Annotated in this window: 24 protein-coding genes; 13 read left to right on the forward strand and 11 right to left on the reverse strand. The window is 28.6% G+C overall.

Going from position 1 to position 24,043, the window contains the following annotated elements:
- The first annotated feature begins 11 nt into the window (after positions 1 to 11).
- A complete protein-coding gene (gene yqeC / locus T514_RS0102585) occupies positions 12 to 743 on the forward strand; it encodes a selenium cofactor biosynthesis protein YqeC (protein ID WP_027623351.1) in 732 nt (243 codons plus the stop codon).
- A gap of 112 nt (positions 744 to 855) precedes the next feature.
- On the opposite strand, the gene queC is transcribed toward yqeC, so the two are convergent.
- The 6 genes from queC to T514_RS0102615 are packed head-to-tail and all read right to left on the reverse strand — an operon-like array spanning position 856 to position 4,999.
- Positions 856 to 1,512 (reverse strand): 7-cyano-7-deazaguanine synthase QueC, encoded by a 657-nt coding sequence (gene queC, locus T514_RS0102590; protein WP_027623352.1) that lies wholly within the window; start codon positions 1,510 to 1,512, stop codon positions 856 to 858.
- A gap of 22 nt (positions 1,513 to 1,534) precedes the next feature.
- Positions 1,535 to 2,122 (reverse strand): GTP cyclohydrolase I FolE, encoded by a 588-nt coding sequence (folE, locus tag T514_RS0102595; protein ID WP_027623353.1) that lies wholly within the window; start codon positions 2,120 to 2,122, stop codon positions 1,535 to 1,537.
- Positions 2,123 to 2,124: 2 nt separating this feature from the next.
- Positions 2,125 to 2,790 carry a putative 7-carboxy-7-deazaguanine synthase QueE gene (gene queE, locus T514_RS0102600; protein ID WP_027623354.1) on the reverse strand — a complete coding sequence of 222 codons (666 nt, stop codon included), beginning with the start codon at positions 2,788 to 2,790 and terminating at the stop codon, positions 2,125 to 2,127.
- Between the two features lies 1 nt (position 2,791).
- Positions 2,792 to 3,223 (reverse strand): 6-carboxytetrahydropterin synthase QueD, encoded by a 432-nt coding sequence (gene queD / locus T514_RS0102605; RefSeq protein ID WP_027623355.1) that lies wholly within the window; start codon positions 3,221 to 3,223, stop codon positions 2,792 to 2,794.
- A gap of 10 nt (positions 3,224 to 3,233) precedes the next feature.
- A complete protein-coding gene (locus tag T514_RS0102610) occupies positions 3,234 to 4,001 on the reverse strand; it encodes an acyl-CoA dehydratase activase (RefSeq protein ID WP_027623356.1) in 768 nt (255 codons plus the stop codon).
- Entirely contained in the window at positions 3,995 to 4,999 is a 1,005-nt protein-coding gene (locus T514_RS0102615; RefSeq protein WP_027623357.1) for a 2-hydroxyacyl-CoA dehydratase family protein, read from the reverse strand. The genes T514_RS0102610 and T514_RS0102615 overlap by 7 nt, the downstream gene beginning before the upstream one ends.
- A gap of 436 nt (positions 5,000 to 5,435) precedes the next feature.
- On the opposite strand from T514_RS0102615, the gene T514_RS26430 reads away from it, so the two are divergent.
- The 5 genes from T514_RS26430 to bioA all read left to right on the forward strand — a co-directional run bounded on the left by T514_RS26430 (position 5,436) and on the right by bioA (position 9,535).
- Complete coding sequence (locus tag T514_RS26430; protein WP_156939776.1) at positions 5,436 to 5,591, forward strand: hypothetical protein; 156 nt, start codon at positions 5,436 to 5,438, stop codon at positions 5,589 to 5,591.
- 392 nt (positions 5,592 to 5,983) lie between these two features.
- A complete protein-coding gene (locus T514_RS0102625) occupies positions 5,984 to 6,553 on the forward strand; it encodes a biotin transporter BioY (RefSeq protein ID WP_027623358.1) in 570 nt (189 codons plus the stop codon).
- Positions 6,554 to 6,572: 19 nt separating this feature from the next.
- The gene (gene bioB / locus T514_RS0102630) at positions 6,573 to 7,550 is read left to right on the forward strand and encodes a biotin synthase BioB (RefSeq protein WP_027623359.1); all 978 of its coding nucleotides are present in this window, start codon (positions 6,573 to 6,575) and stop codon (positions 7,548 to 7,550) included.
- A complete protein-coding gene (gene bioD, locus T514_RS0102635) occupies positions 7,543 to 8,274 on the forward strand; it encodes a dethiobiotin synthase (protein WP_027623360.1) in 732 nt (243 codons plus the stop codon). Before bioB ends, bioD begins: the two co-directional genes overlap by 8 nt.
- A 70-nt stretch (positions 8,275 to 8,344) precedes the next feature.
- Positions 8,345 to 9,535: an adenosylmethionine--8-amino-7-oxononanoate transaminase gene (gene bioA, locus T514_RS0102640; protein ID WP_027623361.1), complete on the forward strand. Its 1,191-nt coding sequence runs from the start codon at positions 8,345 to 8,347 to the stop codon at positions 9,533 to 9,535.
- A 124-nt stretch (positions 9,536 to 9,659) separates the two neighbouring features.
- Here bioA and T514_RS0102645 read toward each other — a convergent pair whose 3' ends face one another.
- On the reverse strand, positions 9,660 to 10,442 hold the full coding sequence (locus tag T514_RS0102645; protein WP_027623362.1) for a putative hydro-lyase: 783 nt from the start codon (positions 10,440 to 10,442) through the stop codon (positions 9,660 to 9,662).
- 258 nt (positions 10,443 to 10,700) lie between these two features.
- Here T514_RS0102645 and T514_RS0102650 point away from each other — a divergent pair, with 258 nt between their 5' ends.
- Positions 10,701 to 11,213, forward strand: coding sequence for an NUDIX domain-containing protein (locus T514_RS0102650; protein WP_027623363.1), 513 nt, complete (start codon positions 10,701 to 10,703; stop codon positions 11,211 to 11,213).
- 35 nt (positions 11,214 to 11,248) lie between these two features.
- On the opposite strand, the gene T514_RS0102655 is transcribed toward T514_RS0102650, so the two are convergent.
- From T514_RS0102655 to T514_RS0102665, 3 genes are all read right to left on the reverse strand, one after another.
- On the reverse strand, positions 11,249 to 12,664 hold the full coding sequence (locus T514_RS0102655; RefSeq protein WP_027623364.1) for a glycoside hydrolase family 18 protein: 1,416 nt from the start codon (positions 12,662 to 12,664) through the stop codon (positions 11,249 to 11,251).
- A gap of 88 nt (positions 12,665 to 12,752) precedes the next feature.
- Positions 12,753 to 14,360 carry a putative ABC exporter domain-containing protein gene (locus T514_RS0102660; protein ID WP_027623365.1) on the reverse strand — a complete coding sequence of 536 codons (1,608 nt, stop codon included), beginning with the start codon at positions 14,358 to 14,360 and terminating at the stop codon, positions 12,753 to 12,755.
- 41 nt (positions 14,361 to 14,401) lie between these two features.
- On the reverse strand, positions 14,402 to 15,112 hold the full coding sequence (locus T514_RS0102665) for an ABC transporter ATP-binding protein (RefSeq protein ID WP_034868071.1): 711 nt from the start codon (positions 15,110 to 15,112) through the stop codon (positions 14,402 to 14,404).
- Between the two features lie 415 nt (positions 15,113 to 15,527).
- On the opposite strand from T514_RS0102665, the gene T514_RS0102670 reads away from it, so the two are divergent.
- From T514_RS0102670 to T514_RS0102685, 4 genes are all read left to right on the forward strand, one after another.
- Entirely contained in the window at positions 15,528 to 16,208 is a 681-nt protein-coding gene (locus T514_RS0102670) for an ABC transporter ATP-binding protein (RefSeq protein WP_027623367.1), read from the forward strand.
- Positions 16,209 to 16,222: 14 nt separating this feature from the next.
- The gene (locus T514_RS0102675; RefSeq protein ID WP_027623368.1) at positions 16,223 to 18,748 is read left to right on the forward strand and encodes an ABC transporter permease; all 2,526 of its coding nucleotides are present in this window, start codon (positions 16,223 to 16,225) and stop codon (positions 18,746 to 18,748) included.
- A gap of 180 nt (positions 18,749 to 18,928) precedes the next feature.
- Complete coding sequence (locus tag T514_RS0102680) at positions 18,929 to 19,624, forward strand: response regulator transcription factor (protein ID WP_027623369.1); 696 nt, start codon at positions 18,929 to 18,931, stop codon at positions 19,622 to 19,624.
- Between the two features lie 6 nt (positions 19,625 to 19,630).
- Positions 19,631 to 20,878 (forward strand): sensor histidine kinase, encoded by a 1,248-nt coding sequence (locus tag T514_RS0102685; protein WP_027623370.1) that lies wholly within the window; start codon positions 19,631 to 19,633, stop codon positions 20,876 to 20,878.
- A gap of 140 nt (positions 20,879 to 21,018) precedes the next feature.
- Here the strand turns inward: T514_RS0102685 and T514_RS0102690 are convergent, their stop codons facing one another.
- A complete protein-coding gene (locus T514_RS0102690; protein ID WP_027623371.1) occupies positions 21,019 to 22,395 on the reverse strand; it encodes a sodium-dependent transporter in 1,377 nt (458 codons plus the stop codon).
- Positions 22,396 to 22,967: 572 nt separating this feature from the next.
- Here T514_RS0102690 and T514_RS0102700 point away from each other — a divergent pair.
- Positions 22,968 to 23,132, forward strand: coding sequence for a zinc-ribbon domain-containing protein (locus tag T514_RS0102700; RefSeq protein WP_027623372.1), 165 nt, complete (start codon positions 22,968 to 22,970; stop codon positions 23,130 to 23,132).
- Positions 23,133 to 23,351: 219 nt separating this feature from the next.
- Positions 23,352 to 23,963 carry a class I SAM-dependent DNA methyltransferase gene (locus T514_RS0102705; RefSeq protein ID WP_027623373.1) on the forward strand — a complete coding sequence of 204 codons (612 nt, stop codon included), beginning with the start codon at positions 23,352 to 23,354 and terminating at the stop codon, positions 23,961 to 23,963.
- Positions 23,964 to 24,043 lie beyond the last annotated feature (80 nt).

Here is a 24,043-nt window from a genome sequence, read left to right on the forward strand (position 1 = left end):
TAGGGGGAGTTATGAAGAAGATATTTAATTTAAATAAAAATGATCTTATATCAATAGTTGGAGCAGGAGGCAAAACAAGCCTTATGTTCTCTTTGGCAGAAAATTTAAGAAGTGATAATAAAGTACTTGTTACTACAACAACTAAAATTTTTCTTCCACGTATGAGTCAATATGATTTTATAACTGTTGGGGAAGAAGAAATTTCAACTTCTAGTGATTTAAATGAAAAAGGAATATATGTTTATGGTAAAGAAATAAATTCACAGAATAAACTTATAGGTATAGATAAAGAGGTATGTAGTAAACTTAAAAATTATTTTGACTATGTACTAGTTGAAAGTGATGGTTCAAAAGAGAAACTATTGAAGGGGTGGAAAGAATGTGAGCCTGTGGTACCAACTGGCACTAATAAGACTATAGGTGTATTTGATATAAGTACCATAGGAAAGATTATAGATAATGATTTAGTCCATAATGTAGAGGAATTTTTAAATATTACGGGAGCATCCGTTTATGAAAATATGACCATAGATTATGCAGCAAAGTTAATATTGCATGAAAAAGGACTTTTTAAAAACTCTTGTGGCGAAAGGATACTTTTTATTAATAAGGCAGAGAATTATGAGGATACATTACTTTCATATAGATTAAAGAAAGTTATAGAGAGTATGAATGAAGAATATATTAAGCTCATTGTGGCTGGAAGTGCAAAATATAATATATATAAAAAAATAGATAGTTAATATTTTTTAGCATAGAAAAATGGAAAAGCACCAGTGTTAAGAACAGGGGACTTTTCCATTTCCTATATGGATATTAAGAAATTTAATCTCAATATAAAATATTAAATTAATTTTATAGATGCATTTTTTTAAATTCTAAGTATCCATTTTTTCTTAATTTACATGCAGGACATTCTCCGCAACCATTACCTTTTATTCCATTATAACAAGTTAAAGTTTCTTCTTTAACTATGGAAAGAACACCTAAATCATAAGCCATTTTCCAGGTTTCTGCTTTATTAATCCACATTAAAGGAGTGAGAAGCTCAAATTCATAATCCATAGCCAAGTTTAATGTAACATTTAAAGATTTTATAAATACATCTCTACAATCTGGATATCCACTAAAATCACTTTGAGATACTCCGGTTATAATTGTATTTATTCCTCTTTGTTTTGCAAAAACTGCAACAAAGGTTAAAAATAACATGTTTCTACCATCTACGAAGGAATTAGGTACACCATCTATAGGTGCATCTTTATCCACTTGTATATCTTGTCTAGTTAATGAATTAGGTGCTAATTGATTTAACAAATTTAAATCTAAAATATGGTGTTCTACATTATATTTTTTACATATATCCTTTGCACATTGTAACTCTAATTTATGCTTTTGGTTATAATCAAAAGATACTGCTATAACTTCTTTATATTTTTTCTTTGCCCAAAATAAACAAGTTGTACTATCTTGGCCACCACTGAAAACTACTACTGCTTTTTCTTTATTCATCATATGTCACCGTCCCTTTATGCTATTTATAAAGCATCATTAATTTATTATTTAAGATTACATCACTATTAAATTTTCCTCTTAAAGTAGTGGAGATTGTTTTAGTACCTGGTTTTCTTATACCTCTAGTAGTCATGCATCCATGTTCTCCTTCAATGATTACAGCTACATCCTCTGAACCAGTTACCTTTTGTATAATATAAGCTATATCTGTTCCTATTCTTTCCTGAAGTTGCAATCTTTTGCCTACCATATCAGCTATTCTTGCAATTTTACTTAAACCAATAATTTTTTTATTAGGAATATATGCTACTGCTACTTTCATGTTGTACATTAATGCTAAGTGATGTTCACAATGACTAAATATTTCTATGTCCTTCATTAGTACTATATCATTAGTGTTTTCTTCTACTGACAAGTCATCTTCAAAGGTTTTATTAAACATTTCAGCAATTTCATCATTACTGTAACACATTCCTTCAAATATTTCTGCATACATTTTAGCTACACGGTTAGGTGTATCCTTAAGTCCTTCTCTATTAGGATCATCACCTAAAGCTATTAAAATACCTTTTATATGCTCCTCAATTGCTTTTACATCAATGGCCATATTTATACACCTCTCTCATTTGGATCCCAAATAATTTTATGAAGTTGGATTTGAAGATTAACACCATTCATTTTGTTAGCTTTCATAAATTCTACAATATTATCCATAGAAATTTTTCCGAACACTGGACTAATGTACAGATTGGTTTTATCTACAAGATTATATTTATCTATTATGTGTTTAGTCTTTTGTAAATCTTCTATAGTTCCAGATACAAATTTAACTGTATCTTTTTTGGTTAAATACTTAAAGTTGCCTAACTCCATTTTACCTTCCATGTTGCTTGAAGTCAGCTTGTAATCCATAGTAAAGCTAGGTGGATTTTCTAAATTAGAAAATTTATCTATTAAAACACTACCATTAGTTTCTATTTCCACATGAAGTTTTTTATCCTTGGAGATTATTTCTAATAATTCTATTAGTCCTTCTTGAAGAAGGGGTTCTCCACCAGTTAAAGTTACATTTCTAACTCCTGTAGATTTTATATATTCATAAATGTCTTTAGAAGTCATCCACTCATAAGAAGCATCCTTTTTATTTGCCCAAGCTGTATCACAATAACTACAATTTAAATTACAACCTGCAAACCTTATAAATACTGCTAATTGTCCTGAAAGAGTACCTTCTCCATTTATACTTATAAATTTTTCAACTACTTTAAATTGCATCTTATATTACCTCACTTTCTTCATATATGGCACCATTAGTAGGGGTTTCATAAACTGTAGCTCTTTTTATGTTATAACCTTTATTTTTCATGATTTTAAAGAAAAATGTTGCAAAGTTTTCAGCTGTTGGCCTAAAATTTACATTAATTACTTTAAAACCATCTGAAGTAATGCAATTTAAGGTTTCATACCGCATAGTTCCTTCTTGAATAATCAAGGCGTGATCATAATGATCTACCATTTCTTTAACATCTTTTTTTAAATCACCAAAATCTATTACCATACCATCAAGTTGACCGCCTTCTATCAAAGTAGCTGATTGAACTTCAATTTGTACTTTCCATCTATGTCCATGGATATTTCCACATTTCCCTTCGTATCCAGCAAGAAAATGGGCACTATCAAAGCTATGTTCTGCTTTTAAAATATACATATGCTTCCTCCTAAAATTTCTTTAAAATATTACTTCCATAACAACAGCATCCAATTGCTCCGTTAAATTGGGGTTCTTCAATAGATAATATATTTTCATAGTCTGTTTTTAAATATGTTTTTATTGCAGTATTATTAGCAACTCCACCAGTTAAAACTAAATTTTTACCTTTAAATTTGCTTAAAAGAGGGTGTAATCTTTTATACAAAGAATAGTTAACACCTGCACATAGTTCTTTTATAGTTACACCTTCAGCTATTTTACCAATTAACTCTGATTCGGAGAATACTGCACAAGTTGAATTTAGTTCTATGGGATTTTCATAGTATTTACTCATTTCATTAAGAGATATTTCAAGTACACTTGCCATATTTTCTAAATATCTACCACAGGAAGCGGCACATTTTTCATTAAGTTCTAGGTCTGTAGTTATGCCTTTTTCTACTTTAACTACTTTAACATCTTGGCCGCCTACATCTAAAAGTATAAAATCCTTTAAACCAGTTTGATAGATGCCTCCGTATACATGAGCCTTTATTTCATTTATTGGAGTAAAAAGCTTTAAATCAGTATTGTTTCTTCCGTAACCAGTAGATACAGCTTTATCTACTGGACCTATATTTAACTTTTCTAAATCTACAATAACCTTACCATCAAAGCTACAGTAATCTCTGTAAAAGCTCATGGTACTTATTTTTTTCTTTTGAATTATCTTATTATTTTCCATTAAAACAATCTTAACTTCTCTACTTCCTAAATCTATACCTAACACTAGCATTTTTTACTCTCCTTTAAATCCAATAACATATCAAGAAAAGCTTCTAATCTAAGTTTAGTTCTTGCATCTAAAGTATTTAACTTATCTCCTTCTATATTTAGTATTGGAATATCCAAATTTTGTTTTAAAACTATATCTTCTACTGATCTATAGCAGAAAGCTTGAGTGTAGTGAATTATAGCATCTAACTTTCTTTTTTTAATTTGTTTTTTTAATTCTTTTATTCTAAATTCAGTATTATAAGGATAAGTGTAATCATAATATTGTTCAAATATATTTAAACTATCATTTGCTCTAGGAAAGGCAAATTCTCTTTGAACTTCATTATATACAAAATGAGCATTAAACTTTTGCACAAATTCATATATATCACCAGTCATAGGAGGAACTCCTATATAACCTAATCTTAACTTTTTATTTATTGGGGATCTTTTTTTTATATCACTTATAACTTTTTTTAGATCAGCTTCAAAGGAGTCTATATTTCCATTAAAATCACTGAAGCTTACTTGATATAAATGATTTTCAAATCCAGTAGCTTTGTTTTGTTTATATGTTAATTCATCAATTTCTTTAGCTAATTTTCTAACTTCATTAAGTCTTTTTCTAACAGCTTCAACTTGCTCAAGGGTTACATTGAACATATGCATAAACTTTTTTATTTCAATTTCTACATCTTCTTTTTTGTGACTATGAGGAAAGGAAAAAGGATAAATTTTAATTCCTTTTAATTGAAGAACTTCAATTAGAGCTTTTGTGTTAGAACAGTCTCCTTCCATAACCCCAACTATTTCTTTTATGTTATTTTCTAAGCATGCTCCATATATTCCCTTTATCCAAGCACATAAGCTTTTAGGGAATCCATCTCTTTCAGCTATATCTATATATTTTAAATAATTATCAGATGTTATAAAAATATTATTTAAATCCACAGGTGTATATCCTGCGGCAATAAGAACTTCTACAGGTACTGTAGTTGTTAATCCTATTTTTTTCATTATATTTCCTCCTGATATTTTTGCAAATAAAAAAAGGGCAGAATCTGCCCCTAAACAAAAAACTACCTAAGCCGGTAGTTACGTCCTAGTTTTGTTTATAGACAGGATGGTTACGAACTGTCTTTATTATGTTTTTACAATTATATAGTTTACTACATGAAAGATAGGAAGTCAAATGGATGTTTGGGGGAGTTTTTATTCCATCTGAAACTTATTAACAGAATTCTTAGGAGAAATCGCTATCCAGAGACGTACCAGCTATAATATTCCCACTTTTGAGAAGATGAGAGTATTATAGCTGGTAGTAATCGGATAAAAGTTAGTTGAATAGATAGAGAATTATGAAGTTATAAACTATTGCGAAATAATCAGGATGTATTTTTGTACCCCTTAAATTTTAAGATTCTAATGTATAGATATATAGGAGGGATTCAGGATGAGGGTTAATAGAATAATAGAAACTAACAAGAATTATGAACATAAAGGAAGAACTGAATTTATACAGAAGAAGCAATATGCTGATGATAAAGAGAAAACATTCTCTGAAGTTCTTAAAAATATAAGGCATAATATATATAAACCTAAGGTTTAGGCAAACTAAATTAATCAGAATAAGGAAAATAAACATGGGAGAGTTAAACAAAGATTTTACATAAAAACCGGTAATGGAATTTTATGTTATACCATTTAATAATATATTAATAGTATGTTCTATAAAAAGCTTTGGATATCCAAGGCTTTTGTTTTTTAGTAGGAATTAGAAAAATTAACATAATAAAATATCACAAAGTTACTCATTATATAAGTAGTAGTAGATGAGTTTGTGGTACTCTTCTATGAGCAATAGTTGTGAGTTGATGTCTGATAATACTATGTGAGCATTGTCAACCTAAAGTATAAAAATAGTTTACAATACTATTTCGATAGTGTATATTATTTTTAAGAAGTTATATTAAATATTGAATTTTAAGGAGTTGTGATATTTTGAAAGCTAGAGATTTAATTTTAGCAGCTATGTTTGCAGCGCTAACAGCAATAGGGGCTTTTATAAAAATTCCTATTCCATATGTTCCATTTACATTACAGTTTTTGTTTTGTGCGTTTTCAGGAATGATATTGGGAGCTAGACTAGGAGCTTTATCACAGATTGTTTATGTTGGGACGGGATTATTAGGGCTTCCTATATTTACGGAAGGTGGAGGAATAGCATATATCTTCAAACCTACCTTTGGGTATCTTGTTGGATTTATTGCTGCAGCATATGTTATTGGAAAGTTAACAGAAAGATTTAAAGATCTTACAATTTTTAAATCCCTTTTAATTATCTTATCAGGTTTATTTTTTGTTTATTTATTTGGAGTTTTATATTTGTATGCAATATGCAATCTATATTTAGGAAAGAGTATGTCTTTTTATATGGCAATATTTTATGGCTTTATAGTTTGCTTTTTAGGGGACATAGTTTTAAGCCTTGTAGCAGCAGTAGCCTCTGTTAAGATCATTAAAGTAACTAGGAAAATAGGTCTATGTACATATATGAAAATAGAACAATAATTATTTTGGAGGGTAAACTATGGATCTTATATCATTACTAGAAAATAAAATATATGCAGGAGAAAATATCAGTTTTTATGAAGCAGTTAAGCTTACACAAATAAATAATGAGTATATCAATGAATTGTTTATAGCAGCGGATAGAATACGTGATAAATTTAATGGTAACATAGTTAATTTGTGCTCCATCATAAATGCTAAATGCGGTTCATGTTCAGAAGACTGCAAATTTTGTGCGCAATCAGCACACTATAAAACAAATATTGAAGAACATGAAATTGTATCAATAGATGAAGTTTTAGATTTAGCTAAAGAAAATCAGCATTGTGGTGTAAATAGATTTTCTTTAGTTACAAGTGGAAGAGAGACAAAGGGACGGGACTTCCAAAAGGTTATAAAAATATATGAAAAATTAAAGAATGAAGTGAACATGGAGTTGTGTGCTTCACTTGGCATATTAGATTATGAACAGCTTCTAACATTAAAAGAAACAGGAGTTAACATGTATCATCATAATTTAGAAACAAGCAGAGATTATTATAAAAAGATATGTACAACCCACTCTTATGATGAAAGGATTGAAACTATAAATAATGTTAAGAAAGCTGGACTTCAGGTATGCTCTGGAGGAATTATAGGTATGGGGGAGGACATGGGAGATAGAATTAAATTAGCTATACAACTTAGAGAATTGGAGGTTACATCTATTCCTATTAATATATTAAACCCTATAAAAGGTACTCCACTTGAAAATATGAAAAGATTAAGTGAAGAAGAAATATTGAAAACCGTAGCAATTTTTAGATTTATAAATCCAAGAGCATATATTAGATTGGCAGGGGGAAGAAACCTTATAAAAGATTTTGGAAGGAAATGTTTCAGAGTAGGTGCAAATGCTACTATATCAGGTAACTATTTAACTACTTCGGGAAATAAGATTTCAGATGATATTGAAATGATAAAAGAACTTGGGTTTGAGGTGAGAAGAAATGACTAAAGGCATATTTATAACTGGTACAGACACTGATGTAGGAAAAACCATAGTAACTTCGGGACTTTTATATCTACTTAGGTCAAAAGGATATAAAGCTACATACTTTAAAGCGGCTTTAAGTGGAGCACAAAATGGCAATGATGTTTTAATGGATACAAGCATTGTATGTCAGGTTAGTAATTTAAAGGAGAATTTTGAAAATATAACACCATATATTTTTAAAACGCCAGTATCACCACATTTGGCGGGAAAAATAGAAGGTAACAGCATAAGCAAGGAAAAGATACTCGATAAATACAACAATTTAAAAGAGAAATATGACTATATTATAGTAGAAGGAAGTGGAGGAATAGTATGTCCACTAATACATGATGAAAAAGGTATTTATCTTTTACAGGATTTAATTAAAGATTTAAATATTGGTGTGATAGTTGTAGCTAGGGCAGGACTTGGTACTATAAATCATACTACTATTACCGTAAAGTATATTCAAAGACTTAATATAGAAGTGAAAGGCATAATAATAAATGGATATAAAGATAATCTGCTTTGCAATGACAATATAGAGATTATTAAAAAGCTTACCAATGTTCCTATTTTAGCGGTGGTTCCTTGGATAGATGGACTAGAAGTAGAAGAAAAAAATTTAAGGATAAAAAACATAAGATCAGCAATAGAAAAATCCTTAAATGAAGAAGATTTAATTAAATGCATGGATGATTTATAAGGTCATACAAAATAAATAAAATCAATTAGTGTAGAGGAATATAGATTAGATATATAAGAGAGGAGAAAAAATGAATAATTATATAGAAAAAGATTTAAAATACATATGGCATCCTTGTTCTCAAATGAAGGACTATGAAGAACTTCCACTTAAAGTAATCCAAAAAGGAGAAGGATGTTATTTATATGATATTGAAGGAAAAAGTTATTTAGATTGTATATCTTCATGGTGGACAAATTTATTTGGACATAGTAATAAAAGGGTTAATGATGCATTAAAAATGAGCTTTCATTATCATCAACATAAGGGAAATAATAAAAAAATTAGATTTGCTGCTATAGGTGACGCTTATCATGGTGAAACTTTAGGAGCTTTATCTGTATGTGATTTAGATTTATATAATAAAATATACAAGCCTTTGCTTTTAAATACCTTAAGAGTTAAGGGACCAGATTGTTATAGATGCAGCTATGGAAAAGCCAGAGAAAGCTGTAATGCAGAATGTTTTGAGCATATGGAAAGGGCATTAGAAGAGAGTCATGAGGAGCTTTGTGGCATAATTATAGAACCTATAGTTCAAGGAGCTGCTGGCATGAAGATATATTCACCAATGTATTTGAAAAAACTTAGAGAAGCATGTGATAGGTACAATATACATCTTATAGCAGATGAAATAGCTGTTGGATTTGGAAGGACAGGAAAAATGTTTGCTTGTGAACATGCAGAAATAAGTCCAGATATAATGTGTCTTTCAAAGGGCATATCAGCGGGATATATGCCTATGTCAGTAGTAATGACTAGCAACAACATATATGATGTTTTTTATGGAGAATATAAAGAGTTAAAAGCTTTTTTGCATAGCCATACTTATGCAGGAAATGCTATGGCCTGTGCAATTGCTCTAGAAAATCTTAAAATATTTGAAGAAGAAAATGTTATAGAAAATAATAAAGGAAAAGGTGAATTAATAAAAAAGTTAACAAAAGATTTGGCTAAGGATCATCCTTATGTTGGAGAAGTGAGAAGTATGGGGATGATTACTGCAATAGAACTTATCAAAAATAAGGAAACAAAGGAAACCTTTCCTTGGGAGGAAAGGGTAGGATATGAGATTTATAAAATAGCTCTAGAGAAGGGGTTGTTATTAAGACCTATTGGAAATGTGCTATATTTTCTTCCTCCATACGTAATAAATAAGCATGACATTGAGTTTATGATAAATACATGCTTTGAAAGTATTAATGAATATTTTAAAATATAAAAAATTTCAATGTTGTACAGAAGAGGAAATAGTGATTTTTAGTCTTTGTTATTACAGATATAGTAATAAAATAATGCAAAAGGGGACATACTCCCTTTTGCATGTTTGGACATAAGATTTAAATTTAATAGAATACAAGGTCATCATCTTTAATATCGGAGATAAACATATAACCTGGAGCATGAGTAATTACGAGCTCTGGCTTTACTCTCATAACTGCGGCTTGAGGCGTGACTCCACAAGCCCAAAACACAGGTACTTCGCCTTTTTTTATAGTTACTGCATCTCCAAAATCAGGTTTTGAAATATCTTTTATGCCAATTTTTAATGGATTACCTGTATGAATAGGTGCACCATGAACTCTTGGATATTTTGAGGTTATTTCAGTAGCTTTTTTAACTAACTCTTCAGGAATAGGTCTCATACTTACAACCATGGGACCATTGAATATACCAGCAGGTATACATTCAATATTAGTAATATACATAGGAACATTTTTTTCTTCCTCAATATGACGTATATCAATACCAGCATCTGAAAGAGCCTTTTCAAATGTAAAGCTGCAACCTAAAAGAAAAGTTACTAAGTCATCAGACCAAAGGTTTAATATGTCATTAACTTCTTCTTTTATTTCTCCGTTTCTATATATTCTGTATTTAGGTATGTCTGTACGAATATCTGCTGACGGGGCAGTAAGTACTGGAGTAAATTTCCCCGGTTCGCACACATCTAAGATTGGGCACGGTTTAGGATTACGCTGACAGAATATAAAAAAATCTATAGCATATTTATATGGCAGTACTACGAGGTTAGCCTGAGTATAACCGTATGCAATACCAGGTGTTGGACTTTTCAAATTCCCCGTCCTAATTTCATTTCGTGCTTGTTCCCCTGTTATAATAGTCAAAAATATTACCCCTTTTAATATTATTTCTTATTCATTATTTTATACGGGAGTTTACATATTAGAACTTAAATAATATAAATCAAGTATGGAAATTCTAGTCATACATATGATTCTCTAATGTTTTTATTAGTAGTCTGTTTTATTTAAAATAGTGTGTGCTTTTGTTTCAGTGGAAGGATATACTATAATTAGGATATATAGATTATAATTCTATAGCATGAGAGAATTAGCAGAGGAAAGTAAATGGGGGAGTATAAAATGAAATTAATAAAAGAAATCTATGAAAAACATATAGGAATAAATAAGAAAGCTGAAGATATTAGCTATAAAGTTAGAAAGGCTGCTAGAACAATACTTTTTGATAGTTGTGGGAAAGTAGCTATACTGTATGTTTCTAAAGACCACTATCATAAATTACCAGGTGGAGGAATAGAGCTAGGAGAAAATATTGAAGAAGCTCTAAAAAGAGAAGTTAAGGAAGAAGTAGGTGCAGATATTGAAACCTTAGGGGAAGTAGGAACTATATTAGAATTTAGAGATGATTTTAAACAACTACAGATATCATATTGTTATTATTCAAGGGTAGTAGGAAAAATTCAAAAGCCAAGTTATACAAAAGAGGAGATAGAATGTGGGTTTATACTTAAATGGATGGATTTTGATGAAGCTATCTTAACTTTAGAGAAGGACGAACCAGATAAGTATATGGGGAAATTTATTAAAGAAAGAGATAAGACATTTTTATTAGAGGCTAAAAAATTGGGGATTTAAAAAATAAGTCATAGGCAATACCTATGACTTATAAACTATATTAATTTTCTAACAGTAAAGTTATCTTGAAGTAATGTCCAGTTTTGTGGAAATGGATATCCTAAAACCCAATAGCTAATGCCACTTAGTTTATAGTCTTTTACTGTGTCAAACTTTGCTTGAGCACTTCGAGCATCTTCAAACCACACTTCATGCATTACTCCTTTTTCATCCCTATAACGATAGTATGGAGATTGTGCAATTGAATTATATCCGATTATTGTACCATACTTAGCTGCTCTTCTTATAGCTTCCTGCATGCTAAAGGTTTCAGCTTCCTGCCCTTGAACATGTGGAAGAACCCAATCACGAGCATATAATTGAAAACCAAAATAAATTTTTTCTCTGGGTATAACAGAGACAGCATAATCTAATACACGTTTTATTTCATTTAAAGGTGAAATTGGCTGAGGAGGTCCAAGTCTATATCCCCATTCATAGGTCATTAAAACTACAAAGTCAACAATTCTACCATGAGCTTCATAATCATGAGCTTCATATAAGGAACCTTTTTGTTCTGCACTTGTTTTTGGTGCTAATGCAGTGGAAACAAAGAAGCCTTCTGGGTGCAGACGATCCACTGTACGCTGAAGAAACTGATTATACAATTCACGATCAGCTGGAAGAACATTTTCAAAGTCAATATTTACTCCTTTATAATTCTTATCTTTCATTGTATTAATAATATTTGTAATTAATCGGTTACTGATTTCGGGACTAGAAAGAACAATATGTGCAACATTTCCACCTAATTCTGTAGCTGTAAAGTTGGTAATAGCCATCATAGGAACTGCATTTTTAGAATAACCAGCCTTAATTATTGGAACATCATCTATAGGCTGTAGGCTACCATCTTCACGAATTTTATAGGCAAATGGACTAAGATAAGTTAAATTCTCCGCATCTTCCAATACAATAGGCACAGCTTCTTGTCCCATCTGATCAATATAGGCATTTACATTAATAACAGGTCTTTCTTTAATGGGAATAACTAATGTCATACCAGGATATACAATGTTTTCATCAGTAATGCTATTAACTTTCATTAAATTTTGTATGGTAACTCCAAATTTTTGTGCAATTTGTGATAAGGTTTCTCCACGTTGAACCTGATATATAGGTGCTGGTATAAATAGAGTAAGACCAGGGTAAATATTATAGGCATTAGTAATTCCATTGAGTTTCATAATCGCGACCACAGTAGTTCCATAAGTTTGAGCAATTCTCCATAATGTTTCCCCTGCACTTACAGTATGATAAGTACCTTCTATTGGAATCAATATAGATTGCCCAATTACTAATTGCCCCGGATTTGGTAGCTTATTGGCATTTTGTATTCTGTCAATTGGAATGCCATAATAAATTGAGATTTGCCAAAGTGTTTCACCAGGCGTTACTACATGAATAAGCATGAACTTCCTCCTATAAACATATATATAATTATTTTATGCATTATATATATTTCGATTACAGATTATATTAAATTCATGTCTTATTAAGTTATTTTAATTCTATATAATGAAATAGTTTTTCACTTATAAATAATATAAAAATTAATAGAATAAATGCTAAAATATTTATACATAAAAATGCAATATTCATAAGTCTAAATTTAATATATATAATAAGTCCCGGTATTATAGGAAGGAAGAAAATAATGTATTGTATAATACCTTCTAAAATTCCACCATTTCCTTTATCATCTACTGGAATGAAAAAATGTACTATTATTTTTGAAAGACCTTTAGCTAAGTTAACTATTATTAAAGCTATTAAATATATAAGTGATGTAAGAAAGTATTCTTTACTAGTTAACCCAATAGGAAGTATTATACTCATCAATATAAATATAGAAAATGTATAATTGTGAAAAATTATATATAGAAGCTTCTTTTTTACACTTCCAGGTAGTAAATAAATATATGTTTTACTAAGCTCATATTTAATTGAAGAAACAGGATTAATTCCAAGGGACATAGAAAGGCACATTATAAGCATTACTGCGTAAATGTTATCTCTATTTGGATAAGTTCTTAAATAATATCCCCCTATAAAAGAAATTAAGGTTAATACTGAACATATAATAAAATGTCTTTTTAGTGATCCATTTCTTTTACTTAATATAGAATTTTTATATAAAAAAGCTCCTTCGCCTTTTATTTTATGAAAAAAGTTTTCTTTTACTGGAGTTATTAATTCATCGTTATCTTTTGGCATAGAGTCTTCAATAATAATTTGGTCTAAGCTTCTTTCATCTATATTTAAATTTTTTAATTCTATATTTTCACTAACTACTTCGTAGTAGTCCACAGCAAGAATGATAGTAAATATAAATATTAGAACTGTTAAGAATAAAATTAAAATAAAATCTATTAAAGGAAAACCTTCCTTACTTAATGGATATATTATTATGTTTTTCATCCAGCATAGTAATGGGGTTTTAGCACTTAAAATATTAATAGTATGTAAAAATGATTTAGAGGCAGTAAACCAAAAGGTTATTCCTAAATATATTATTATAAATATATTAAGAAATACACACATTCTCCTTACTATTTTGTTAGCATTAAATCTAATTTTTATAGAGTAAATTAAAAAGTTTAAGCATTTGAAAAATAATACAATTATTGATACCCCAATTAGACTAAAAAATAATTTTGGAATACTTAAACTTAGGGATCTAAATAATACAATCCATATTAAAATTACATAGAAGAAATAGTTTAATATAAATTGGAGAGTACCTGAAACTATAGAAAATATCCAAAGTGATTTCTCGCCTATAGGCGAAGGAAATAAGTAATGAACATCCTGTATAGCAAAGTCCATTGGTTTATAATTAGAGGATGCTTTTAATAAAACATGTAAAGTAATTATAAAAAGTATGGCTATAATTAATACTCCAATTAAATCTATATTCAAATTAGAAAAATTAATAAAGCTTTTTTTATTATTTCTTCTTATCATATCTAATAAAATAAATATAATAGGAAGAATAAGATTTTCCAGTTCTCTAAGAGCTGTTATTGGATTGGTTAAAAAATATTTAATTTTATTTTTTATTTGAGCAATTTTTATATAAGAAAGGGTTGTAAAGTCTTTAAACATAATAAGTTCTTCCCTCCAAAGTCTTTAAATTAAGTTCGTTTTTATCTACTTGAAATATCTAAGAATATATCTTCTAAGGACATTTTTTCTTTTGAATTAATCATATTTTGTAAATCTTCTTTTGTCCCATGAGCTAGAACTTTACCTTCTTTCATTATTACAATATTATCACTTATCTCTTCTACAGAAGACAGAATATGTGTACTTATAAGTATAGTTTTACCTTCATCTCTAAGTAAACTTAAAATAGATTTTAAATCTTTAATTCCCTTAGGATCAAGTCCTACAAAAGGCTCGTCTATTAAAAATATATCTGGATTATGTAAAAGTCCCATAGAAATAGATAATTTTTGTTTCATTCCTTTAGATAAATTTTTGCCTAAAGTATTTTTTTTATCTAAAATATTAAAAGTCTTTAGTGTTTCATAAGCTTTGTTTTCCCAGTTATTTAGTTTATAAGCTAATGCTATAAATTTTAAGTGTTCCCAAACTGTAAGATATGGATATATGTCAGGAGTTTCTGGCATATAGGCTAATTTTTCTCGTACATATTTATCTTTTATACTTTTACCAAATATAAATACATCACCTTCATTTTTTCTTAAAAGAGATAGTATGCATTTTATAGTTGTAGTTTTACCTGCACCATTAGGTCCTGCTAGAATAGTGATTTCTCCAGCATTTAGTTTAAAAGATATACCTTTAAGTGCCTCAGTTTTTCCAAAGTTTTTAACTAGATTTTTGACTTCCATTGAGATCAAAATTATCTCCTCCTTTTAAGCTATTTCCATTATAATTGAATTTTTCTATAATGAGTATTACTTTATAAATTCTTTATATTTATCCCATAACTATCTACATTAATATTCTTATCTTTTAAAAATTAGCAGATAGGTTTGTAAATGAGTTATTTTAACTATTACAAAATTGTAAGATAAGTTTTTTATATGTAAGATGTGAGTTATTGTTTTAACTGTGGTGAAAAAATATAATAGAAGCATAGTTTAGATGAGCAATGAGTTATCAAGTGATTCTAAGGTTCAGGTGGAGTTTGCTTAAGAGAACTACTCTCTCCATCTGAACCTTAGAAGAACTTATCCAGGAGCGTAGCTATCGGATAAATTATAAAATTACGGTTTAATTTTAAAATAAAGAGAGGTAAGAAAAATGGAAATATTAAAAGTTGAAAATTTATCAAAAATTTATGGTGAAGGTAATAACAAAGTAGAAGCACTAAAGGATGTATCATTTTCTATTAATAGAGGAGAATTTACTGCCATAATAGGGGCATCTGGTTCGGGAAAAAGTACTTTGCTTCATGCATTAGGGGGGCTTGATAGACCAAGTTCCGGAAAAGTTTATTTAGATGGAGAGAATATATATAAATTAAATGAAGAAAAGTTAGCTATATTTAGAAGAAGAAACATTGGCTTTGTATTTCAATTTTTTAATTTGATACCAGTGCTAGATGTAGAAGAAAATATAGGACTTCCAGCTTTACTAGATAAAGAAAAGGTGGACAAAGATTACTTAGAAGAAGTAATAAGTATGCTAGGTTTAAAAGAAAGAATAAATCACCTTCCATCAGAATTATCAGGAGGACAACAACAGAGGGTTTCTATTGGAAGAGCTCTAATAAATAAACCAGCTATAATTCTTGCAGATGAACCTACAGGAAATTTAGATAGTAAAAATAGCAAAGAAGTAATGGAGCTTTTAAGACTTTCATCTAAAAAGTATAATCAAACACTTATAGTTATAACTCATGACATAAATATAGCAGAACAGGCAGACAGGGTAATAACCATAGTAGATGGACAAATCAAATCTGATGAAAGAATAAGGTAGGAGGATAAATAGTTATGAATAGCTATAAAGATATAACTAATAAATATTTAAAGCATAACAAAAAAAGAAGTATTCTAACAATTTGCGGAATAATACTTTCTGTAGCACTTATTACGTCTATAGGATTATTTATAAAAAGTATGCAAAATACTTATATTCAGGATGCCATAAGGAGTTATGGTTCCTTTCATGTATCAATTACTGATATTAATGATAAAGATTACAGTAAAATTAATGACAATCCTAAAATAGAAAAGATAGGACTTAAAGAAGACTGGAATAAAGTTTCTTTAAAAAACTCAAAGGGTATAGAATTTATAAAATTTAATAAAAACGCATTAGAACTTTTACCTTATAAAGCAGTAGAAGGAAATCTTCCTAAAGCAGAAGGAGAAATAGCTTTGGAAAATTGGGTATTAAATTATATGGATAATTCACCCAAAATAGGAGAAAATATAAAACTAAAACTTTCAGATGGAAGTACAAAAGAATTTAAATTAACAGGATTTATTAAAAACGATGCTTATGATCAGTATAGAGGAATATCTAAAGGAATAATTTATTCAGATAAATTTAATATGAATAAAGCTACAATATATATGACTATATCTAAAAAAGCCGATATTTCTGATACAATTAAAGAGTTGAAAAAAACATTTAAAAAAGTAGGGACCAATGAAGACTATATAAGACTTTTAGGAGAGGGAGAAAATAAAAGCATTAATGAAGCATTATATTCTATAGCTGCATTTGTAATTGCTATAGTAGTTATTGCCACAGTGGCGGTTATATATAATTCTTTTCAAATTAGTGTTGTTGAAAGAATAAAACAATTTGGTCTTTTAAGAGCTGTAGGTGCTACTCCAAGGCAAATTAGAAGCATAGTTTTAAGAGAAGCTACTGTAATGAGTTTAGTTGGAATACCGATGGGGATTTTGTCAGGTGTCTTTGCAATATTTGTAGTAGCTCAGATATTTAAAATGATGTCAAATTCGGCATTTGCGCAAATGAATGTGGATATATCTTACACAATTTTAGCTATAAGTGCATTAGTAGGATTAGTATCTATATATGTATCAGCATTAATACCAGCAAGATTTGCAGGAAAAATATCTCCATTGGTAGCTATTAGCAGTAGAAATTCTATTGTGAAGGAAAAAATAAGAAAAAATAGAGGTAGGATATTTAAAAAATTCTTAAATATCAATAGTTTAATGGCATTTAAAAATATAAAGAGAAATAAAAAGAGATTTAATATAACAGTGTTTTCAATAGTAATTAGCATAACATTATTCATATTTTTCTCTTCATTTACAAATATGACTATGAATTTTACAGCTAAAAAAACGGAAAGTGATAATGCTCACTTTTTCTTAATGGGTGTATTAGATAAAAAAGATAACAGTTCTTTAACAGAAGATATAATAAATAAAATAAAAAACAATAAGGAAGTAAAAGAAGTAATTACTAATCGTCAAAATTACATATCAAAAGCATTAATTTCAGAGGATAAAAAGGAAAAAGAGCCAGAAAGCATTGTACCTGATATATACTCAAAGACTAAATTTGAATCTGAAGAAATGATGGTATTAAATACAGCATTTGATATTTATGATGACATTAAGCTCGATAGGACTAAAAGTTATGTAACAGCTGGAAAAATAAATAAAGAAAAAATGGTTAAAGACAATGAAATTATAATTGTAAAAGATAATTTAATAAGAGGAAAGAAAGGAATGTATGAAGGTCCTCTTACAAGTTTGAAACCAGGGGACAGTTTCTATATTTATAGAAATGCCTTAATAGCTAATAAAGATAATCAAAAAATTAATAATAAGATAACTAATTTTAATAAAGAAAATATGATAAAGGTTAAAGTAGGGGCAGTAGTAGACAATGCACCATATAGATCTATTGCTAATGGACAGCAACTACAAATAATAGTTCCAAAGGATGTATTTAAAAATATATGTGGAAGAGATATAGAAAAAATTCCTTATGCTTCTGCAGAAATAGTATTAAATAGTGAAAAAGCAGAGCAGGAATTTCAAAAGTGGATTCAGCCATTAGGAGATAATAGTGGAGTAAGTATTATAAATACTATAAAACTAAATGAAGAAGGAAGAACAAGTATTCTCCAAATTCAAATTTTAATGTATGGATTTATAGCAGTAATTTCTCTAATAGGCGTAGTTAATATAATTAATACTATTACAACTAATTTAATTTTGAGAAGAAAAGAAATTGCATCATTAAGTGCATTAGGAATGACCTATAAAAATATACGATCAATGATTTTAACAGAAAGTATTTTGTATGCTTTATATGGATGTATTTATGGTGGAATAATTGGAACAGTACTGTCATATTTGAATTCTTATAACTTTAGAAGTTTGAAAAGTTTTAAATGGACGATACCTTGGTCTCATATAGGCAGTGCAGCTTTAATAGCAATATTAGTAAGTTTAATTTCAGCAGTAAAACCATTAAATAAAATTAAGAAAGAAAATATTGTTGAGGTAATAAGAGGAGAAGAGTAGAGGGCAAATGATAAATAATAAAGAATAAGTAGCAAAGGATGAAGGCTTACCTTAAGGGTAAGCTTTAGTTCGTTAATAAACATAAAATGTCAACCGGAAATTGCTGTACTATTTTTTATGTAATGGATTTAATTATGTTATAATAATTCTACAAATAGATTTGGTGGGAGGTTTTACAATATGAATAAAATACTTCTTTTAGAAGATGATGAAGCATTAGCTTTAGGGATAGAGTTTACACTTAAGGATGAAGGATATGATGTTACTAGATGTGCATGTGTACAAGATGCCATAAAAGCTTTTAATAAAGAAGAATTTAATATAGTTTTATTAGATGTAATGTTGCCAGATGGAAGTGGATATGATGTATGTAAACATATAAGAGAGAAAAGTGAGGTTCCTATAATATTTTTAACTGCTTGCGACGATGAGGTAAATGTGGTTTTAGGTTTAGATATAGGAGGGGACGACTATATAACAAAGCCTTTTAGAGTAAGAGAACTTATTTCAAGGATAAAAGCTATACAAAGAAGATTTGAAAAGAAATCTGTAAGGGAAAATATATTTAAATGTGGTGACATAGTGTTATATACTGAAAATGCAAAGGTTGAAAAAAATGGCATAGAAATAGTTCTTTCTTCCCAGGAATATAAACTTCTTTTAATATTTATGACAAATCCTAACAAAATAATGAGTAGGGAAGAAATATTAGATAAATTAATAGAAGGAGCAGGTTCATATTTTGATACTAATACTCTTTCTGTATACATAAAAAGAGTTAGAGAAAAGATAGAACATGACTCATCAAGTCCTGAATATATAATTACAAAAAGAGGTTTAGGATATATTTGGAATTCAGAAGTGCAAAAGGGGTAACATATTATGTTTAAATATTTTAGTAATCCAGAACTTAAAAGAAGTTCAGCCATTATATTGATTTTAGCTTTTATAACATTAAGTTGTTCTTTTTTTGTTATAAATAAAGGTTATGAGCAGATGAGAATAAGTTATATAGAAAGTAATACAGCAATAGTAGGAGAATTAGTTAAAAATCATCCTCAGCTAAAGGATGAAATAATTCCTTTAGTAACTAAAGGAGCTAATGAAAAAAGCATAGAGCAAGGGAAAAAAATACTAGATGAATATGGCTATAATGAAAGTTTAAACATTGAATTTATTCCAGCTATGAAAAAGAGTTATACTACAGTTTTAAATTGGATATTAATACTAATAATTTGTTTTTCTACTGTGGCTTTTGTGGGGAATTGTATCCAATATAAAATAATTTATAAAAGACTTGAGAAACTCATTATAGGAGCACAAAATATATTAGAATATAATTTTGATATTGGAATTTATGAAAATGCAGAAGGAACCTTTGCAAAGCTAGCACATGCTTTTAATAATATGAGGATAATTATGAAAAATAATCTTGGAGCAGTTCAAAAGGAAAAACAGTTTTTGGTAGATACATTATCAGATATTTCACATCAGCTAAAAACTCCTATAGCCTCTTTAATAATATATAATGATATACTTTTAGAGAGAAAATTAGATGAAGAAAAGAGAAAAGAGTTTTTAAAAAGTAGTGGGAATCAGTTGAATAGAATAGAATGGTTGGTAAAAAGCTTACTTAAGCTGGCAAAATTGGATGCAGGAGTTATTAAATTTGAAAAGGAAGTTTATGATATAAATAAAACCGTAGAAGAGGCAGTAGAAACATTAGCAGTTAAGGCAGAGAACGAAAGCATAAATCTTGTTTTTAAAAATAGAAATTCAAAAATTATAATGAAACATGATCCTAATTGGCTTAGTGAGTGCTTTATAAATATTATTAAAAATGCACTAGAACATACAGATAATGGTGGAAGTGTAACAGTATTTACGGAAAGAACTCCAGTATGTGTTAGAGTTATTGTACAGGACAGCGGGGAAGGAATATCAAAAGAGGATATTCCCAATATATTTAAAAGATTTTATAAGGGAAAAAGAAGCAAAAATACAGAATCTGTTGGAATTGGATTAGCTCTTTCAAAATCTATAGTAGAGGGACATGAAGGAATGATAGAAGTAAAAAGTAAGGAAAAAGAAGGAACCACTTTTACTATTACTTTTTTGAATTCAATATAATTATAATGGTAATCTAAAAGAAGCTGAGAATATAAAATGCACTTCCAATATTGTATACATATAACATTGGAAGTGCATTTTAAATAAGGTTCCTAATTATATTGAAAAATTATAAATAAGTTTTCAATAAATGAAAGATATTAAAATTTTATAATATTTAGTGAACTTAAAAATACTATTATCAATAATATTGGGGTTATGCCCATCAATACATATTTGAAAGTTGTAATAAGTCCTATATTTTTAAGATTTTCATTATTACTTAGTTCATTAATTAAAGATTGTTTTTTAACAATATATCCTACAAATAAAGCTATTAAAAGTCCTCCAATAGGCATTAATATATTTGATGATATAAAATCAAAAGTATCAAAGAAGCCTTTACCAAAGAATACTGATAAATTACCTAAAACACTTGCCTTATCAGCAGATAATGTTGCTAAAGAACCCATTAATAATATTATGATAGCGTTAATTATTACAGCAGAACTTCTTTTAAATCCTTTTTCTTCAGTAAAGTAGGCAATTAGTACCTCCACTATAGATATCATAGCTGTAGTAGCTGCAATTGCAGTTAAGAAAAAGAAAGCTACTAAAAGAATATTACCAAAAGGTAACTTTGAAAATACTAATGGTATAGTCATGAACAATAATCCAGGACCAGCTTCAGGTTTCATACCAAAGGAGAATACTGTAGGAAATATAGCAATACCTGCAAGCAAGGATACTATTGTGTCAGCAACAGCTACTTTAGCTGATGTAGAAATCAAATTGGTATCTTTTGTGAAATAGCTACCATAGGTTACCATAGTTCCCATGCCAAGAGAAAGTTTAAAAAAGGCCAGTCCCATTGCAGCTAATATTGCACCAGGAGTTATTTGAGAGAAATCAACCTTAAATAAAAATTTTAGTCCCTCAGAAGCTCCAGGAAGAGTTAATGCTCTAATACCACATACAATTATTAGTACAAATAATACAGGAATGAGTGTTTTAGTAACTCTTTCAATACCTTTTTCTACGCCTTTAATAAGAATTAATGAAACTACAGCCATAGCAATAAACTGCCATACAAGTGGAGGCCATGGACCAACTACTGTTTTGCCAAATAGTGTACTAGCAGAATCAGCAGTTACATTTGTAAAATCCCCTTTTAAAGCTTTAAATATATAGGAATAAACCCATCCAGCAACGCAAGAATAATAAAACATAATAAAATATGCAGTAAGAATGCCAAAGACACCTATGGTTTTCCAAAGAGGATTAGGTGTTAATTCTTTTAAGGCACCCATAACATTTTTATGGGTTTTTCTACCTATATAGAATTCACTTACCATAACAGGTATGCCAACAAATGCTACACAAATAAGATAAACCAATATAAATGCTGCCCCACCATTCTTACCTACCACATATGGAAATTTCCATATGTTACCCAAACCTACAGCGGACCCCAATGTAGCAAAGAAAACCGCCAGTGTACCAGAAAAACTTTCTCGATTGATTTTTTCTTTTTCCATGATAATGAAACCACCCCCATATAATATGAAAATAATAATTCATTAAATAATAAAGCATATTTATATATAAATCAATAGTTTTTTGCAATATTTTTTTTGGTAAAAATCATTTGTCAGTAAATATTGGTATGACCATAACTCAACATTTTAAATTATTTTTGCATATTTTATGCTGTTTTTTTATAATATGATACTTATAATAGTAAAAAAATTTTTAATTGAAAATACACTTAAAACAACATGTGACAAATAATGAAAAACACATATAACTATGAATTAATTTTATTTTCTTGCAAAGAATATCTATAGAAGGGAGTGATATGTATGGCTAAAAAAGGGAATAAAAAGCGTTCAGAATCAAAGGATTCAAATCAAAAGCATCAAGTTAACAACCAAAAAGGAAATACTACAAAGTAAATTAAATATTAGAATATGCTTGCATATTATTTAAATATGTGATATTCTAATTGAGTAGTAATACAAAATAAAAAAATAAAGATTGAGTAGATTATAACTTTCTCCTTTTAGAGATTAGTTAGTCAACCTATATCTTTAAGATGGAGGAATTATTTATGGATAAGAATTTAGTATGCAGAGATTGTGGTAAGGAATTTGTTTTCACTGAAGGAGAACAGGCTTTCTACAAAGAAAAAGGATTCGAAAATGAACCAACAAGATGTGCTGATTGCAGAAGAGCTAGAAAGCAACAGAACAACAACAGAAGATACGATAGATAGTATTTAATCAAAGCTATAAGAGTTTTCTCTTATGGCTTTTTTTAATATAAAAATTTTTATTTTAATAAATAAATCAGTAATAATGGGATAAAAGAGAAACATTAATTTAATTATATATTATCTAAATATAAAAGAGGCAATAAGATTATAAATTTAAAAAGTTAAAGAATAATTAGAAGTGTTGTAATCTTAAAATTATGGATAAGGGGAGATTTATAAATGAATTTTGATGATAGTGCTAAAAATTGGGACACTGATAAAAGAATTAATAGGGCAAAAATAATAGCAAATGAAATAAGTAATTCAATTAACATTGGAAATAATTATTCTGCTATGGAGTTTGGATGTGGTACAGGTCTTGTAAGTTTTAATCTTTATAATAAATTTAAAAGTATTACTCTTATTGACTCATCAAAAGGAATGATAGATATAGTGAAATCTAAAATTGATAAATCTAAAATAGATAATATGTTTCCTTATTGTTTGGATATAACGGATGAAGATTCATTAAATAAAAAATTTGATGTTATATATAGTTCTATGGTATTACATCATATTCATGATATTGAAGCTATTATAAGTAAGTTTTATGAATTACTTAATGAGGATGGATATTTGTGTATAGTAGATTTAGATGAAGATGACGGCAAATTCCATAAAAAATATCCGGATTTTCATGGACATAATGGGTTTAATCAAGATGAATTTAAAAACATTTTAATTAGTGCAGGTTTTAAGGATGTACAATCAAATACTTTTTTTTATGATGAAAAAATTGTTGAAGGTGAAAAAATTAATTATTCTTTGTTCTTAATTAAGGGAAGAAAATAGTAATTAGATTATAAATATTTCACTTCTCTTCAGTATAATATAATTTGTTTTTAATATAATTATGTTGAAGGGAAGTGAAA

Origin of the sequence: Clostridium lundense DSM 17049, from assembly GCF_000619945.1 — a bacterium.
GTDB lineage: Bacteria > Bacillota > Clostridia > Clostridiales > Clostridiaceae > Clostridium_AO > Clostridium_AO lundense.

What these genes read in the sequence shown, in the direction of transcription:
- T514_RS0102660 (WP_027623365.1), bottom strand. Translation starts at nt 14,360, where the DNA reads ATGTTTAAAGACTTTACAACCCTTTCTTATATAAAAATTGCTCAAATA.
- T514_RS0102670 (WP_027623367.1), top strand. Translation starts at nt 15,528, where the DNA reads ATGGAAATATTAAAAGTTGAAAATTTATCAAAAATTTATGGTGAAGGT.
- T514_RS0102665 (WP_034868071.1), bottom strand. Translation starts at nt 15,112, where the DNA reads ATGGAAGTCAAAAATCTAGTTAAAAACTTTGGAAAAACTGAGGCACTT.
- T514_RS0102700 (WP_027623372.1), top strand. Translation starts at nt 22,968, where the DNA reads ATGGATAAGAATTTAGTATGCAGAGATTGTGGTAAGGAATTTGTTTTC.
- T514_RS0102685 (WP_027623370.1), top strand. Translation starts at nt 19,631, where the DNA reads ATGTTTAAATATTTTAGTAATCCAGAACTTAAAAGAAGTTCAGCCATT.
- T514_RS0102615 (WP_027623357.1), bottom strand. Translation starts at nt 4,999, where the DNA reads ATGAAAAAAATAGGATTAACAACTACAGTACCTGTAGAAGTTCTTATT.
- T514_RS0102650 (WP_027623363.1), top strand. Translation starts at nt 10,701, where the DNA reads ATGAAATTAATAAAAGAAATCTATGAAAAACATATAGGAATAAATAAG.
- queD (WP_027623355.1), bottom strand. Translation starts at nt 3,223, where the DNA reads ATGTATATTTTAAAAGCAGAACATAGCTTTGATAGTGCCCATTTTCTT.
- T514_RS26430 (WP_156939776.1), top strand. Translation starts at nt 5,436, where the DNA reads ATGAGGGTTAATAGAATAATAGAAACTAACAAGAATTATGAACATAAA.
- queC (WP_027623352.1), bottom strand. Translation starts at nt 1,512, where the DNA reads ATGAATAAAGAAAAAGCAGTAGTAGTTTTCAGTGGTGGCCAAGATAGT.
- bioA (WP_027623361.1), top strand. Translation starts at nt 8,345, where the DNA reads ATGAATAATTATATAGAAAAAGATTTAAAATACATATGGCATCCTTGT.
- T514_RS0102690 (WP_027623371.1), bottom strand. Translation starts at nt 22,395, where the DNA reads ATGGAAAAAGAAAAAATCAATCGAGAAAGTTTTTCTGGTACACTGGCG.
- T514_RS0102680 (WP_027623369.1), top strand. Translation starts at nt 18,929, where the DNA reads ATGAATAAAATACTTCTTTTAGAAGATGATGAAGCATTAGCTTTAGGG.
- yqeC (WP_027623351.1), top strand. Translation starts at nt 12, where the DNA reads ATGAAGAAGATATTTAATTTAAATAAAAATGATCTTATATCAATAGTT.
- T514_RS0102675 (WP_027623368.1), top strand. Translation starts at nt 16,223, where the DNA reads ATGAATAGCTATAAAGATATAACTAATAAATATTTAAAGCATAACAAA.
- folE (WP_027623353.1), bottom strand. Translation starts at nt 2,122, where the DNA reads ATGGCCATTGATGTAAAAGCAATTGAGGAGCATATAAAAGGTATTTTA.
- queE (WP_027623354.1), bottom strand. Translation starts at nt 2,790, where the DNA reads ATGCAATTTAAAGTAGTTGAAAAATTTATAAGTATAAATGGAGAAGGT.
- bioB (WP_027623359.1), top strand. Translation starts at nt 6,573, where the DNA reads ATGGATCTTATATCATTACTAGAAAATAAAATATATGCAGGAGAAAAT.
- T514_RS0102610 (WP_027623356.1), bottom strand. Translation starts at nt 4,001, where the DNA reads ATGCTAGTGTTAGGTATAGATTTAGGAAGTAGAGAAGTTAAGATTGTT.
- T514_RS0102705 (WP_027623373.1), top strand. Translation starts at nt 23,352, where the DNA reads ATGAATTTTGATGATAGTGCTAAAAATTGGGACACTGATAAAAGAATT.
- bioD (WP_027623360.1), top strand. Translation starts at nt 7,543, where the DNA reads ATGACTAAAGGCATATTTATAACTGGTACAGACACTGATGTAGGAAAA.
- T514_RS0102655 (WP_027623364.1), bottom strand. Translation starts at nt 12,664, where the DNA reads ATGCTTATTCATGTAGTAACGCCTGGTGAAACACTTTGGCAAATCTCA.